We start from the raw sequence: 12,168 nt of genomic DNA, 5'->3' as shown, positions 1-12,168 counted from the left end.
CTCAGCGGACCGGGCTCTCGTCGACCTCGTCGGTGCCGGCCGAGGGCGCCGGGGCGGCCCCGGTCGGGGGCAGCTCCACCACCCGGGAACGCGGCCACGGACGGGTCCAGCCGCCCATCTCCAGCAGCGTGTTCAGCACCCCGGCGGTGAAGCCCCAGACCAGCATCCCGCGTACCGAGAAGGCCGGCCCGATCCAGCCGCTCGGATGGCGTACCCGCATCCGGTTCTCCGGGTCGACCAGCTCGGCGACCGGCAGCCGGGCGACGTGCGCCACCTCGGCCGGCTCGCGGGGGTGCACCGGGTGCGGGGCGTGCCACCAGGCGAGCACCGGGGTGACCACGAAGTCGCTGACCGGGATCCAGAGCCGGGGCAGCTCGGCCAGGACGGTGACGCTGCCCGGGTCGAGCCCGACCTCCTCGTTCGCCTCGCGCAGCGCGGTGGCTCTGGCGTCGGCGTCCTCCGGGTCGGCCGCGCCGCCGGGGAAGGCCGGCTGCCCGGCGTGGTTGCGCAGCGTTGCGGCGCGCTGGAGGATCAGCACGTCCGGGCCGACCCCCGGCTCCTCGCCGAGCAGCACCAGCACCGCGCTCTCCCGGCCGCCGCTCTCCGGGGTGGTGAGCCGGGTGAAGTCCTCGGCCCGGGCGGTGCCGAGACGGTCGAGCAGCGGGTCCAGCCACCCCGGCGGCTGCCGGGTCTCGCTCCGCTCGCTCACGCCGCCGCCACGCTGCTGAGCCGGATGGTTCGCTCGCTCACGTGACCTCCGCGCCGAGGTGCTTGCGGACCAGCTCGGCGAGGCGGGCGTCGTCCAGCGCGCCGGTCGAGTCGGTATGCCGGATCCGGCCGTCCGCGTCGACGAAGACGGTCAGCGGGAAGGCGTTCCGGCGCAGCGCCCGCTCGAACGCGTCCCCCTGGTCGACCAGCATGGGGAAGCGGACGTCGAAGTCCTCGCCGATCGACTGCGCCCCGCCGCGGCTGTCCCGGCTGTTCACCCCGATCACCTGGAACCGGCCCTCGGCCCGCTCGCTGAGCCGCTGGAATGCGGGCAGCTCCTTGCGGCAGGGCGGGCACCAGGACGCCCAGACGTTGATCACCGCCGGCCCCTTGACGTCACGCAGCGACACCGGGGCGCCCCCGGTGAAGCAGGAAAGGGTCAGCTCGGGCAGCGGGTCACCCGGGCTGCCGGCCGGGGCCGGGGCGGCCGACGGCGGCGCGGCGGTCAGCGGGGCGCAGTCGGCGAACGGCGAGGGGCGCTCCGGCCGGGCCGCCGGCACCGGGCTCTCCTGCTGGGCGGTGGTGCCGGTGCAGCCGGCCACCGCGAGCAGCAGCGGGACGAGCAGGTACGCGAGGCGACCGGTCACGGCACGTCCGCCGCGACCGCCTGCTGCGGCACCAGGTCCGGGTCGAGGCCGACAGCCGCCGCGAGATCGCGGGCGCGGGGCCCCTTGAGCAGCTTGGCGGCGGCCACCGGGTCGGTCGGCCCGGTGCCGTACGCCGGGCAGAGCTTCGCCAGCGTGCAGGCGCCGCAGGCCGGCTTGCGGGCGTGGCAGACCCGCCGCCCGTGGAAGATGATCCGGTGCGACAGCATCGTCCAGTCGCGCTTCGGGTACAGCGCGCCGATGGCGTGTTCGATCTTCACCGGGTCGGTCTCGGTGGTCAGCAGCCACCGCTGCACCAGCCGCTGGAAGTGGGTGTCCACGGTGATGCCGGGGACGTCGAAGGCGTTGCCGAGGATCACGTTGGCGGTCTTGCGGCCGATCCCGGGGAGGGTGACCAGGTCGGCCAGCCGGCCGGGGACCTCGCCGTCGTACCGCTCGCAGAGGGCGCGGCCGAGGTTGATCAGCGAACTGGTCTTGTTGCGGTAGAAGCCGGTCGGCCGGATCAGCTCCTCCAGCTCCGCGCGGTCCGCCCCGGCGTAGTCGGCGGCGGTGCGGTAGCGGGCGAAGAGCTTCGGCGTGACCTCGTTGACCTTCTTGTCCGTGCACTGGGCCGACAGGATCGTGGCGACCGCCAGCTCCAACGCGTTGGAGTGGTCGAGTTCACAGTGCGCGTCGGGGTGCGTCTCGGTCAGCACCCGGCCGATCCGCCGGGCGCGGCGGGTACGGCCGAGGTCGGTCTCGGGGGAGCGCGTGGTCACGCCGGCCAGCCTACGTCGCGCGGCCGACCTCCTGGCGGGCCCACGCGGGGCCGGCGCTACGCGCCCGCCGGGGGACTGATCCGGCCCGACTCGTCGATCTCGGGGCCCGTCTTCGGGAAGTCGGCCCCGCTCACCTGGCGGACCAGCCCGAGGCCACGGTGCTGCCGGTCGATCGCCGGCCGCCCCACGCTGTTCATCGCGGTCGAGGTGAACTGGCCCTCGACGAAGCTGCCGTCCGCCTTGACCGACACCTTCAGCACCCCGCCCCAGCCCAACCGGCCGGAAGGGTTCAGCGACCTCCCGCCGCCGGCGAAGTTGCCCAGGCTGTAGGCGATCAGCCGCCCCCGGTAGACCTCCATCCCGCGCAGCACGTGCGGGCCGTGCCCGATGACCAGATCGGCACCGGCGTCGATCACGGCGTGCGAGAACCGGATCGGGTCGCCCCGGTTCTCCCCGAAGAACATCTCGGTGCCCGGCTTGACCCGGGTCTTGTCGGCGCCCTCGGCGCCCATGTGCACCTGCACCACGACCACGTCGGCCAGGTCGGTGGCCGACTTGACCACCTTCTTCGCCGCATCGAGGTCGACCAGGCTGTTCGACCACGGGTACGACGAGAAGCCGAGCACCGCGACCTTCACGCCCTGCACCTCGACCACGGTGATCTGGTCCGGCGCGCCGGTGTGCTCGAGCCCGTGCGCCTCCAGCGCGGCCTGGGTGTTCTCGTAGCCCTGCTTGCCGTAGTCGTAGCCGTGGTTGTTGGCCTGGTTGAGCAGCTCGAACCCGGCGTCGCGCAGGTGCGCGGCGTAGCCGGGGGGCGCCCGGAACTGGAAGCAGTTCGTCGCGTTGGCCCCGCACTTGCCGGTGCCGGTGTCGTCGGTGAGCGGCTCCTCCAGGTTGCCCATCACCAGGTCGGCCTTGAGCGCCGCCTTGACGTCGTCGAAGAAGCCCTTCCCGCCGTTGGCCGGCAGCCGGGACGGGGCGTTGCCCATGATCACGTCACCGGTCGCGGCCAGCGAGATCGTCTTGCCTGACTCGTCCGCCGTCTTGCCCGACTCGTCCGCCGACTTGGCCGGCTGGTCCGCCTCGTTCGGGACGGTGCTGCCGGCCGACCCGTCGGCCGTGCCCGAGTGCCAGGTCGAGCCGTCCCCGCCGGACTCGCCGCAGCCGGCGGCGAGCAGGGCGACGAGCAGGACGCCGAGGACGGCGGTGCGGCGACGCGGGAGACGGGAGGCGAGAGTGGCGGAAGCGTACATCGACCGCGACGCTACCGTCCGGAAAGCGCTCCGACGATGGCCGATCGGTCGGAAAACCCGTCTGGTCGAGGGGAACCCATCCGGCTCAGCCTGCCTGACGGTCGGACCAGGGCACAACCGCGCCGGTGCCGCCGGCCCGCACGGCCGCGTGCACGGCCCGAGCCAGTGGGGCACCCCAGGCCGACCGGGGGCCGCCGTACGGGGCGGCCTCGCCGTCGGCCGGGCAGAGCACGGTGACCGCGTCGGTGGGGGTGCCGGTGGCCGGCAACCCCAATTCCCAGATCGCCTGCGCCTTCGCCTCGGTGGCCGTGGCCACCGCGTTGACCAGAGCCGCCTCGCTGAGCCGGGCCGGGACGTACACGACGATGTTGACCGTGCCGACGCGCTGGGCGGGGGTGGCGGGCGCGGGCGCGGCGGCCCAGACGGGGGTGCCCAGCCCGACGGTCGCCCAGGCCCGTACGCCGGTGTCGGCCCGGGCCACCACCTCGGCCACGTCGACCCCGGTCAGCAGCCCCACCCCGGGCCCGGCCAGGTCGAGGCCGTCGGCCAGCTCGGACAGGTGGGCGGCCGGGTCGTCCCGGGCGTACGACAGCGGCACGGTCGCGTTGACCACCCACCGGCGTACGCCGATGCCACCGCCCAGCGGGGCGCTGCCGACCGCCAGCAGCGGCTCCGCGGCCCGCCAGACCAGCAATGGGATGTTCCACCCGTCCTCGGCACGGGTGGTCAGGAACGGCTCGCTCAGCACGCCCCAGAGCCTATGATCCGAGGGGGTGCACCTCTGATTCCCGCTCAAGTGGGCCTAGACTGGCGGCGCGCGAGGGATCAGCGGACGGCGGACCCGGCCGACGGACGGCACGCGCAGGCGGAGGTGCGCGATGGACGAGGTACTGGCCCGCAGCGGGATCTTCCAGGGTGTCGACCCGGAGGCTGCCGAGGCGCTCGCCAAGGAGATGGAGACGATCGAGGTCCGTAAGGGCGAGGTCGTCTTCAACGAGGGCGAGCCCGGCGACAGTCTCTACATCCTCCTTTCCGGCAAGATCAAGGTGGGCCGCCGCGCAGCGGACGGCCGGCAGAACCTGATCGCCGTGATGGGTCCCTCGGACATGGTCGGCGAGCTGTCGCTCTTCGACCCCGGCCCGCGTACGGCGACGGCCACCGCGGTGACCGACACCCGGCTGGTCCGGCTGCGCAAGCAGGCGCTCCGGCCCTGGCTGAACAACCGGCCGGAGATCGCCGAGCAGCTGTTGCGGGTGCTGGCCCGCCGGCTGCGCCGGACCAACGACTCGCTGGCCGATCTGATCTTCACCGACGTGCCGGGCCGGGTCGCCAAGAACCTGCTCCAGATGGCCGGCCGGTTCGGCACCCGGGACGGCGGCGTGCTACGGGTGACCCACGACCTGACCCAGGAGGAGATCGCCCAGCTCGTCGGCGCCTCCCGGGAGACGGTCAACAAGGCCCTCGCCGACTTCGCCTCGCGCGGCTGGCTGCGGCTGGACGGCAAGAGCATCATCATCCTCGACCCGGAGCGCCTCGCCCGCCGCGCGCGGGTCTGACGCCCCGCCCGGCCGGTCCGACCCGGCCATCGGCTCGTTCCCGGCCCGGCCCGCCCTGAGCGGTCCGGGCCGCGCCGTTCCCGGGCCCGGCCCACGCCTGGCCAGCCCGGGCCGATGCCGATCCGTCTGCCGGGCGCAGAATCGCTGGACCGCGCCCCGGTGCGGCGGGAACGCTGGGGCGATGCTCGAACGTGTCGCAGTCCTGTCCGACATCCATGGCGCGCTGCCGGCGCTGGAGGCCGTCCTCGCCGAACCGGACGTCGCCGCGGCGGACCTGATCGTGCTCACCGGTGACATCGCCAGCGGCCCGCAGCCGGTCGAGGTGCTGGACCGGCTCGCCGCGCTCGGGGACCGGGCCTGCTGGGTGGGTGGCAACGGCGAGCGGGAGCTGGTCGAGGCGCGGGCCGGCAGGAAGTCGCCGTTCGAGGTCGCGAACTGGGCGGCCGAGCAGCTCCGGGAGGACCAGCTGGCCCGGCTGGCCGCGCTGCCGCTGGCCGTCACGCTGCCCGTCGCCGGCCTCGGCGACGTGCTCTTCTGCCATGCGACGCCCCGGGACGACGAGGAGGTCGTGCTGGTGGACTCGCGGATGGAGCGCTGGGCGGAGGTCTTCGCCGGCGTACCGGCCGAGGTGGGCACGGTGGTCTGCGGGCACACCCACATGCCGTTCACCCGCCTGGTCGACCGCCGGCTGGTGGTCAACCCGGGCAGCGTCGGCATGCCGTACGGCGGGGCGGGCGCCTGGTGGGCGTTGCTCGGCCCGGGCGTGCAGTTGCGCCGGACCGGGTACGACGTGGACGCCGCCTGCGCCCGGGTGGTCGCCGAGTCCGGCTTTCCGGACGCCGCCGAGTGGGCCGACGAGTACCTCCGCGCGCGGCACAGCGACGCCGAGGCCCTCGCCGTCTTCGGCCCCCGCGACGGCCGCTGACGCCCGCCGACCGGCTCTCCCGACCGCCGCTGACTTCTCGGCCATGGGCCGCTCGTCGCCGAGGTCGGCCGCGCGCCGTGCGGCGACGCGGACAGCAGGGTGATCGCAGAGGTCCGGCGGCCGCTACGAACTTGATGACGTGGATGGATCGGAGTGACCGCAGGACTGATCCGGATTCGTCATCAAGTTCGTAGCCGACAAACCACTTCCCGCCGCCCCCGCAGGCCCGCGCAGACGTCTGAAAAAGTCAGTCTTGACTGTTTGTTTCTCGGGCGGCACCCTGTCCCCGTGTCCGTCGCATCGATCCGTGTCCCTCAACAGGAACGCAGCCGCGCCACCCAGGCCCGGCTGCTGGAGGCGACCGTCGAGTGCCTGGTCGAGCGCGGCTGGTCCGGCACCACCACCACCGTCGTGGCGGCCCGGGCGGGCGTCTCCCGGGGCGCCCAGCTGCACCACTACCCGACCAAGGCCGCCCTGGTCACCGCCGCCGTCACCCATCTCACCGAGCGCCGGGCGGCGGAGCTGCGCACCGAGGCCGACGCCCTGCCGGCCGGCCCACGCCGGCTGGACCGGGTGGTCGACCTGCTCGCCGCCGCTTTCACCGGGCCGCTCTTCGTCGCCGCCCTGGAGCTGTGGGTGGCCGCCCGCACCGACGCCGAACTGCGGGACGCCCTGGTGCCCCTCGAAGCTCGGGTCGGCCGGGAGATGCACCGGCTCACCGTGGAGCTGCTCGGGGTGGACGAGCGCCGGCCCGGCGTACGGGAAGCGGTGCAGAGCACGCTCGACCTGCTCCGCGGCCTCGGCGTGGCCAACCTGCTCAGCGACGACTCGGCCCGCCGTACCGCCCTGCTGCAGAGCTGGAAGCGCCAGCTGACCGCCCTGCTCACGCCCGACGACCCGCCGGACGCCGGCGGAGCCTCCGGGAGCACACGGCCCTGATCCCTGCCCCGCCCACCCCACCCGGAGGCACCATGGTCGACCTGACCGCACTGCTCGCGGACCTGGCCGCCGAGTCCGCGCAGCTCGACGCCCTCGTCGCCCCGCTGCCCCCGGTGGATTGGGACCGGCCCACGCCGGCACCGGGCTGGACGGTCGCCCACCAGATCGCCCACCTGGCCTGGACCGACCACGTGGCCCACCTCGCCGCGACCGACGCCGCCGCGTTCTTCGCCTCGGTCACGGCCGCGCCGGACCCGGCCCGCCTGGTCGACGACGGCGCGGCGGCGTTCCTCGCCCCGCCGGCCGAGCTGCTGGCCCGCTGGCGGGACGGCCGGGCCGCGCTCGCGGCGGCCCTGGCCGCCGCCCCGCCCGGCGAGAAACTGCCCTGGTACGGCACCGGGATGTCACCCGCCTCGATGGTGACCGCCCGGATCATGGAGACCTGGGCGCACGGCGAGGACGTGGCCGAGGCGCTCGGCGTCGAGCGTGCGCCGACCGCTCGCCTGCGGCACGTCGCGCATCTCGGCTTCCGTACCCTCGGGCACGGCTTCGCCGCGCACGGCCGTCCGGTGCCGGCGGCGCCGGTGCGGGTGGAGCTGGCGGCGCCCGACGGCGCGCTCTGGACCTTCGGGCCGGCGGGCGCGGCCGACCTGGTCACCGGGCCGGCGCTCGACTTCTGCCTGCTGGTCACCCAGCGCCGGCACCGCGCCGACCTGGCCCTGGTCGCCACCGGGCCGGTCGCGGACGAATGGCTGGACGTGGCGCAGGCGTTCGCCGGCCCACCCGGCGCCAAGCGGGCCGCCGCTGGCAGCGGGCACGCCAAGGAGACGGCATGACCCCGGTGCTGCGGGTCGGCAACGCCTCCGGCTTCTACGGCGACCGGCTCACCGCCTGGCGGGAGATGCTCGACGGCGGCGAGCTGGACGTGCTGACCGGCGACTACCTGGCCGAGCTGACCATGCTGATCCTCGGTCGGGACCGGATGCGCGACCCCGCCCTCGGCTACGCGAAGACCTTCCTCCGCCAGTTGGAGGGCTGCCTCGGCACCGCGCTCGACCGCGGGGTGCGGCTGGTGACCAACGCCGGTGGGCTCAACCCGGCCGGCCTGGCCGCCGCGGTCGCCGCGCTCGCCGACCGGCTCGGCCTCCGCGTCCGGATCGGGTACGTCGAGGGCGACGCGCTCGCCCGGCCGGACGCGCTGACCGCCAACGCGTACCTGGGGGCGTTCGGGATCGCGGCCTGCCTCGACGCGGGAGCGGACGTCGTGGTGACCGGCCGGGTCACCGACGCCTCGCTGGCGGTCGGCCCGGCCATCGCCCGCTTCGGCTGGACCCGGGACGACCTGGACGCGCTGGCCGGGGCCACCGTCGCCGGGCACCTGATCGAGTGCGGGGCGCAGGTCACCGGCGGCAACTTCAGCTTCTTCACCGAGCTGCCCGACGGCGGTCACCGGCTCGGCTTCCCGATCGCGGAGATCCACCCGGACGGCTCCGCGGTGCTCACCAAGCACCCCGGCACCGGGGGCGCGGTCACCGTCGAGACGGTCACCGCCCAACTGTTGTACGAGGTGGGCGGGCCGGCGTACCTCGGGCCGGACGTGGTGAGCCGGCTGGACACGGTGCGGCTCAGCCCGGACGGCCCGGACCGGGTACGGGTCCACGGCGTCCGGGGCACGCCCCCGCCGGACACCCTCAAGGTGGGCGTCAACAACCTGGGCGGATTCCGCAACTCGATGACGTTCGTGCTCTGCGGGCTGGACATCCCGGCCAAGGCGGCCCTGGTCCGGGGACAGGTGGAGGAGGCGGTCGGCACGGAGGGGCTGGAGTTCGTGCTGGCCCGTACCGATCATCCGGACGCCTCCGACACCGAGGCGGCGAGCGCGCTGCTGCACGTACACCTGCGGGACGGCGACCGGGCGCGGGCCGGACGGGCCTTCTCGGCGGCGGCGGTGGAACTGGCGCTGGCCTCCTACCCGGGCTGCACCCTGACCACCGTGCCCGGCGACGCGACGCCCTACGGCGTGTTCACCGCCGACACCATGCGGCAGGACGCTGTCGCGCACGTGGCGGTGCTGCCCGACGGGGTACGCGTGCCGATCGCCCCGCCGGCGCGGACGACGACCGCGCCGGAGGCCGCGCCACCACACGGAACCACGGCGGTGCCCGCCACCGGGCCGGCCCTCGGGGACGGGCGGCCGGCGGGCCCGACCCGGCGGGCAGCCCTCGGCGAACTGGTGGGTGCCCGGTCCGGGGACAAGGGCGGGGACGCCAACCTGGGCGTCTGGGCCCGGACCGGCGCGACCTGGGCCTGGCTGCGCGGCTGGCTCACCGTCGAGCGGCTGGCCGAGCTGCTGCCGGAGACCGCCCCGCTGACCGTCGAGCGGTACGAGCTGCCGAACCTGCGCGCGGTCAACTTCGTGATCCGGGGGCTGCTCGGGCCGGGGGTGGCCGCCTCCACCCGGTTCGACCCGCAGGCCAAGGCGCTCGGCGAACTGCTCCGCTCCCGGATCGTGGATCTGCCGGCGGACCTGCCCGTCGGGCCGGCCATGGAGGAGGGACAGTCGTGACCATCGTGGACACCCCGGAACGCCGGCAGCTCCGCGAGCTGGCCCGCGCCTTCGTGACCAAGGAGGTGCTGCCGTACCTGGACGACTGGGAACGGGCCGGCGAGGTACCCCGGTCGCTGCACGAAACCGCTGCGAAGGTCGGGCTGCTCGGCATCGGCTTCCCCGAGAAGGTCGGGGGCAGCGGCGGCGACCTGCTCGACTCGATCGTGGTCACCGAGGAGATCATCCGTTCGGGCGGCTCGTCCGGGCTGGTCGCGGCGCTGTTCACGCACGGGATCGCCCTCCCCCACATGGTCGCGGCCAGGAACGAGGACCTGATCGACCGGTACGTCCGGCCCACCCTCGCGGGGACGATGATCGGCGCCCTGGCGATCACCGAACCGGACGGCGGCTCCGACGTGGCGGGCATCCGCACCACCGCCTGCCGGGACGGCGACCACTACGTGGTGAACGGGTCGAAGACCTACATCACCAGCGGCGTCCGGGCGGACTTCGTGACCACGGCGGTGTGCTGCGATTTTCCGGGCAGCGGCGAGCTCAGCCTCCTGGTGATCGAGAAGGGCACGCCGGGCTTCGCGGTCGGCCGGCCGCTGGAGAAACTGGGCTGGCACTGCTCGGACACCGCCGAGCTGTCCTTCACCGACGTCCGGGTGCCGGTGGCGAACCGGGTCGGCCCGGAGGACACCGGCATCATCGCGATCATGCAGCACTTCGCCACCGAGCGGCTGTCCCTGGCCACCCAGGCGTACGCGATCGCGCAGCGCTGCGTCGAACTGGCCGTCCGCTGGTGCCGGGACCGATCCACCTTCGGCCGGCCGCTGGCCAGCCGGCAACTGATCCGGCACCGGCTGGCCGAGATGCACACCCGGGCCGAGGCCGCCCGGGCGTACGTGCACGACGTCGCCGAGCGGGTCGCCGCCGGGCAGCCGGTGGTGACCGAGGTGGCGATGGCCAAGAATGTCGCCGTCGCGGCGTGCGACCAGGTCGTCGACCAGGCGCTGCAACTGCACGGCGGCTTCGGCTACCTGCGCGACGCCGAAGTGGAACGGCACTACCGGGACGCCCGGATCCTCGGCCTCGGCGGCGGCACCACCGAGATCATGAACGAGATCATCGCGAAGGGCATGGGGCTGTGAGTGCGAGGAGTGAGCCGGGTCTGCGAGCCCCGCAGTCACGAACGAAGGAGCCCCGGTGACCACACTGGACAGCTCGCTCGATCCGTCCTCGCCGGCCTACCAGGCCAACCGGGCGGCCCTGCTGGCCCGCCTCGCCGAGCTGGACGCCGCGCTCGACCAGGCTCGAGCCGGCGGCGGCGAGAAGTACGTGACCCGGCACCACCAACGCGGCAAGCTATTACCCCGGGAGCGGATCGAGCTGCTGCTCGACCCGGACAGCCCGTTCCTGGAGCTGTCACCGGTGGCCGGGTACGGCACCGACTTCCCGGTCGGCGCCAGCGTGGTGACCGGCATCGGGGTGGTCGAGGGCGTGGAGTGCCTGGTCGTCGCCAACGACCCGACCGTACGCGGCGGCGCGGTGAACCCGTGGTCGCTGGCCAAGACCCGGCGGGCCGGCGAGATTGCCCTGGCCAACCGGCTGCCGATGGTCAACCTGGTCGAGTCGGCCGGCGCGGACCTGCCCACCCAGGCGGAGATCTTCATCCCGGGCGGCCGGGTGTTCCGCGACCTGACCCGGCTCTCCGCGGCGAAGATCCCCACGGTCAGCGTGGTGTTCGGCAACGCCACCGCCGGCGGCGCGTACATCCCGGGGATGTCCGACTACACGATCATGATCCGGGACCGGTCCCAGGTGTACCTGGCCGGGCCACCGCTCGTGAAGATGGCCACCGGCGAGGTGACCGACGACGAGTCGTTGGGCGGGGCGGCCATGCACGCCACGCGGTCGGGCCTGACCGACTTCCTCGCCGAGGACGAGCGCGACGGCATCCGGCTGGCCCGGCGGTGCGTACGCCGGCTCAACTGGCGCAAGCAGGGCCCGTCGCCGCGCACCGCGTACCCCCAGCCGCCGAGGTACGACCCGGAGGAGCTGCTCGGCCTCGCCAGCGCCGACCTCAAGGTGCCCTTCGATCCCCGCGAGGTGCTCGCCCGGGTGCTCGACGGCAGCGAGTTCGACGAGTTCAAGCCCAGCTACGGCAGCGCGCTGGTCACCGGCTGGGGCGAGGTGCACGGGTGGCCGGTCGGGGTGCTCGCCAACGCCCGCGGCGTGCTGTTCAGCCAGGAGGCGCAGAAGGCGGCCCAGTTCATCCAGCTCGCCAACGCCACCGACACCCCGCTGGTCTTCCTGCAGAACACCACCGGCTACATGGTCGGCACCGAGTACGAGCAGCGCGGCATCATCAAGCACGGCGCCCTGATGATCAACGCGGTGGCCAACTCGACCGTGCCGCACCTGACCGTCAACCTGGGCGCCTCGTACGGTGCCGGCAACTACGGCATGTGCGGCCGGGCGTACGAGCCGAGGTTCCTGTTCACCTGGCCGAACGCCAAGTCGGCGGTGATGGGCCCGGCACAGCTCGCCGGGGTGCTCTCCATCGTGGCCCGGCAGGCCGCCATCGCCCGGGGCCGGGAGTACGACGAGGACTCCGACGCCGCGATGCGGGCGATGGTGGAGCAGCAGATCGAATCCCAGTCCGGGGCGCTCTTCCTCTCCGGCCGGCTCTACGACGACGGGGTGATCGACCCCCGGGACACCCGTACCGTCCTCGGGCTGTGCCTGTCGGCGATCCACAACGGACCGGTCCGGGGCGCCGACGGCTTCGGCGTCTTCCGAATGTGAGGCCG

General features: G+C 74.1%; 12 protein-coding genes. 7 read left to right on the top strand and 5 right to left on the bottom strand.

Features of this window, described 5'->3' with window-relative positions:
• Nucleotide 1: 1 nt before the first annotated feature.
• The 5 genes from ACGF4F_RS16560 to ACGF4F_RS16540 all read right to left on the bottom strand — a co-directional run bounded on the left by ACGF4F_RS16560 (nucleotide 2) and on the right by ACGF4F_RS16540 (nucleotide 4,132).
• The gene (locus ACGF4F_RS16560) at nucleotides 2–709 is read right to left on the bottom strand and encodes a CoA pyrophosphatase (protein ID WP_357439485.1); all 708 of its coding nucleotides are present in this window, start codon (nucleotides 707–709) and stop codon (nucleotides 2–4) included.
• 37 nt (nucleotides 710–746) lie between these two features.
• The gene (locus ACGF4F_RS16555; RefSeq protein WP_393078077.1) at nucleotides 747–1,355 is read right to left on the bottom strand and encodes a TlpA family protein disulfide reductase; all 609 of its coding nucleotides are present in this window, start codon (nucleotides 1,353–1,355) and stop codon (nucleotides 747–749) included.
• Entirely contained in the window at nucleotides 1,352–2,131 is a 780-nt protein-coding gene (nth, locus tag ACGF4F_RS16550) for an endonuclease III (RefSeq protein ID WP_393078074.1), read from the bottom strand. The genes ACGF4F_RS16555 and nth overlap by 4 nt, the downstream gene beginning before the upstream one ends.
• A 56-nt stretch (nucleotides 2,132–2,187) precedes the next feature.
• Complete coding sequence (locus ACGF4F_RS16545; RefSeq protein ID WP_393078071.1) at nucleotides 2,188–3,384, bottom strand: CapA family protein; 1,197 nt, start codon at nucleotides 3,382–3,384, stop codon at nucleotides 2,188–2,190.
• 85 nt (nucleotides 3,385–3,469) lie between these two features.
• Entirely contained in the window at nucleotides 3,470–4,132 is a 663-nt protein-coding gene (locus tag ACGF4F_RS16540) for an adenosylcobinamide amidohydrolase (protein WP_393078069.1), read from the bottom strand.
• 130 nt (nucleotides 4,133–4,262) lie between these two features.
• Between ACGF4F_RS16540 and ACGF4F_RS16535 the strand changes: the two genes are divergently transcribed.
• The 7 genes from ACGF4F_RS16535 to ACGF4F_RS16505 all read left to right on the top strand — a co-directional run bounded on the left by ACGF4F_RS16535 (nucleotide 4,263) and on the right by ACGF4F_RS16505 (nucleotide 12,163).
• Nucleotides 4,263–4,940: a Crp/Fnr family transcriptional regulator gene (locus tag ACGF4F_RS16535; protein ID WP_007073398.1), complete on the top strand. Its 678-nt coding sequence runs from the start codon at nucleotides 4,263–4,265 to the stop codon at nucleotides 4,938–4,940.
• 181 nt (nucleotides 4,941–5,121) lie between these two features.
• Complete coding sequence (locus tag ACGF4F_RS16530; RefSeq protein ID WP_393078066.1) at nucleotides 5,122–5,865, top strand: metallophosphoesterase family protein; 744 nt, start codon at nucleotides 5,122–5,124, stop codon at nucleotides 5,863–5,865.
• Nucleotides 5,866–6,153: 288 nt separating this feature from the next.
• The gene (locus tag ACGF4F_RS16525) at nucleotides 6,154–6,804 is read left to right on the top strand and encodes a TetR/AcrR family transcriptional regulator (RefSeq protein WP_357439470.1); all 651 of its coding nucleotides are present in this window, start codon (nucleotides 6,154–6,156) and stop codon (nucleotides 6,802–6,804) included.
• A gap of 32 nt (nucleotides 6,805–6,836) precedes the next feature.
• Entirely contained in the window at nucleotides 6,837–7,640 is an 804-nt protein-coding gene (locus ACGF4F_RS16520; RefSeq protein WP_393078064.1) for a TIGR03084 family metal-binding protein, read from the top strand.
• Nucleotides 7,637–9,370 carry an acyclic terpene utilization AtuA family protein gene (locus ACGF4F_RS16515; RefSeq protein ID WP_393078061.1) on the top strand — a complete coding sequence of 578 codons (1,734 nt, stop codon included), beginning with the start codon at nucleotides 7,637–7,639 and terminating at the stop codon, nucleotides 9,368–9,370. The genes ACGF4F_RS16520 and ACGF4F_RS16515 overlap by 4 nt, the downstream gene beginning before the upstream one ends.
• Nucleotides 9,367–10,506 (top strand): acyl-CoA dehydrogenase family protein, encoded by a 1,140-nt coding sequence (locus ACGF4F_RS16510; protein ID WP_393078058.1) that lies wholly within the window; start codon nucleotides 9,367–9,369, stop codon nucleotides 10,504–10,506. Before ACGF4F_RS16515 ends, ACGF4F_RS16510 begins: the two co-directional genes overlap by 4 nt.
• A gap of 55 nt (nucleotides 10,507–10,561) precedes the next feature.
• Nucleotides 10,562–12,163, top strand: a complete 1,602-nt coding sequence (locus ACGF4F_RS16505; protein WP_393078056.1) for an acyl-CoA carboxylase subunit beta — start codon at nucleotides 10,562–10,564, stop codon at nucleotides 12,161–12,163.
• The last annotated feature ends 5 nt before the right edge of the window (nucleotides 12,164–12,168 follow it).

Origin of the sequence: Micromonospora sp. NPDC047740 (assembly GCF_043204735.1) — a bacterium.
Classification (GTDB): Bacteria; Actinomycetota; Actinomycetes; order Mycobacteriales; family Micromonosporaceae; genus Micromonospora.
This window is presented reverse-complemented; position numbering and strand designations above follow the sequence as displayed.

What these genes read in the sequence shown, in the direction of transcription:
- ACGF4F_RS16520 (WP_393078064.1), top strand. Translation starts at nt 6,837, where the DNA reads ATGGTCGACCTGACCGCACTGCTCGCGGACCTGGCCGCCGAGTCCGCG.
- ACGF4F_RS16530 (WP_393078066.1), top strand. Translation starts at nt 5,122, where the DNA reads ATGCTCGAACGTGTCGCAGTCCTGTCCGACATCCATGGCGCGCTGCCG.
- ACGF4F_RS16535 (WP_007073398.1), top strand. Translation starts at nt 4,263, where the DNA reads ATGGACGAGGTACTGGCCCGCAGCGGGATCTTCCAGGGTGTCGACCCG.
- ACGF4F_RS16545 (WP_393078071.1), bottom strand. Translation starts at nt 3,384, where the DNA reads ATGTACGCTTCCGCCACTCTCGCCTCCCGTCTCCCGCGTCGCCGCACC.
- ACGF4F_RS16515 (WP_393078061.1), top strand. Translation starts at nt 7,637, where the DNA reads ATGACCCCGGTGCTGCGGGTCGGCAACGCCTCCGGCTTCTACGGCGAC.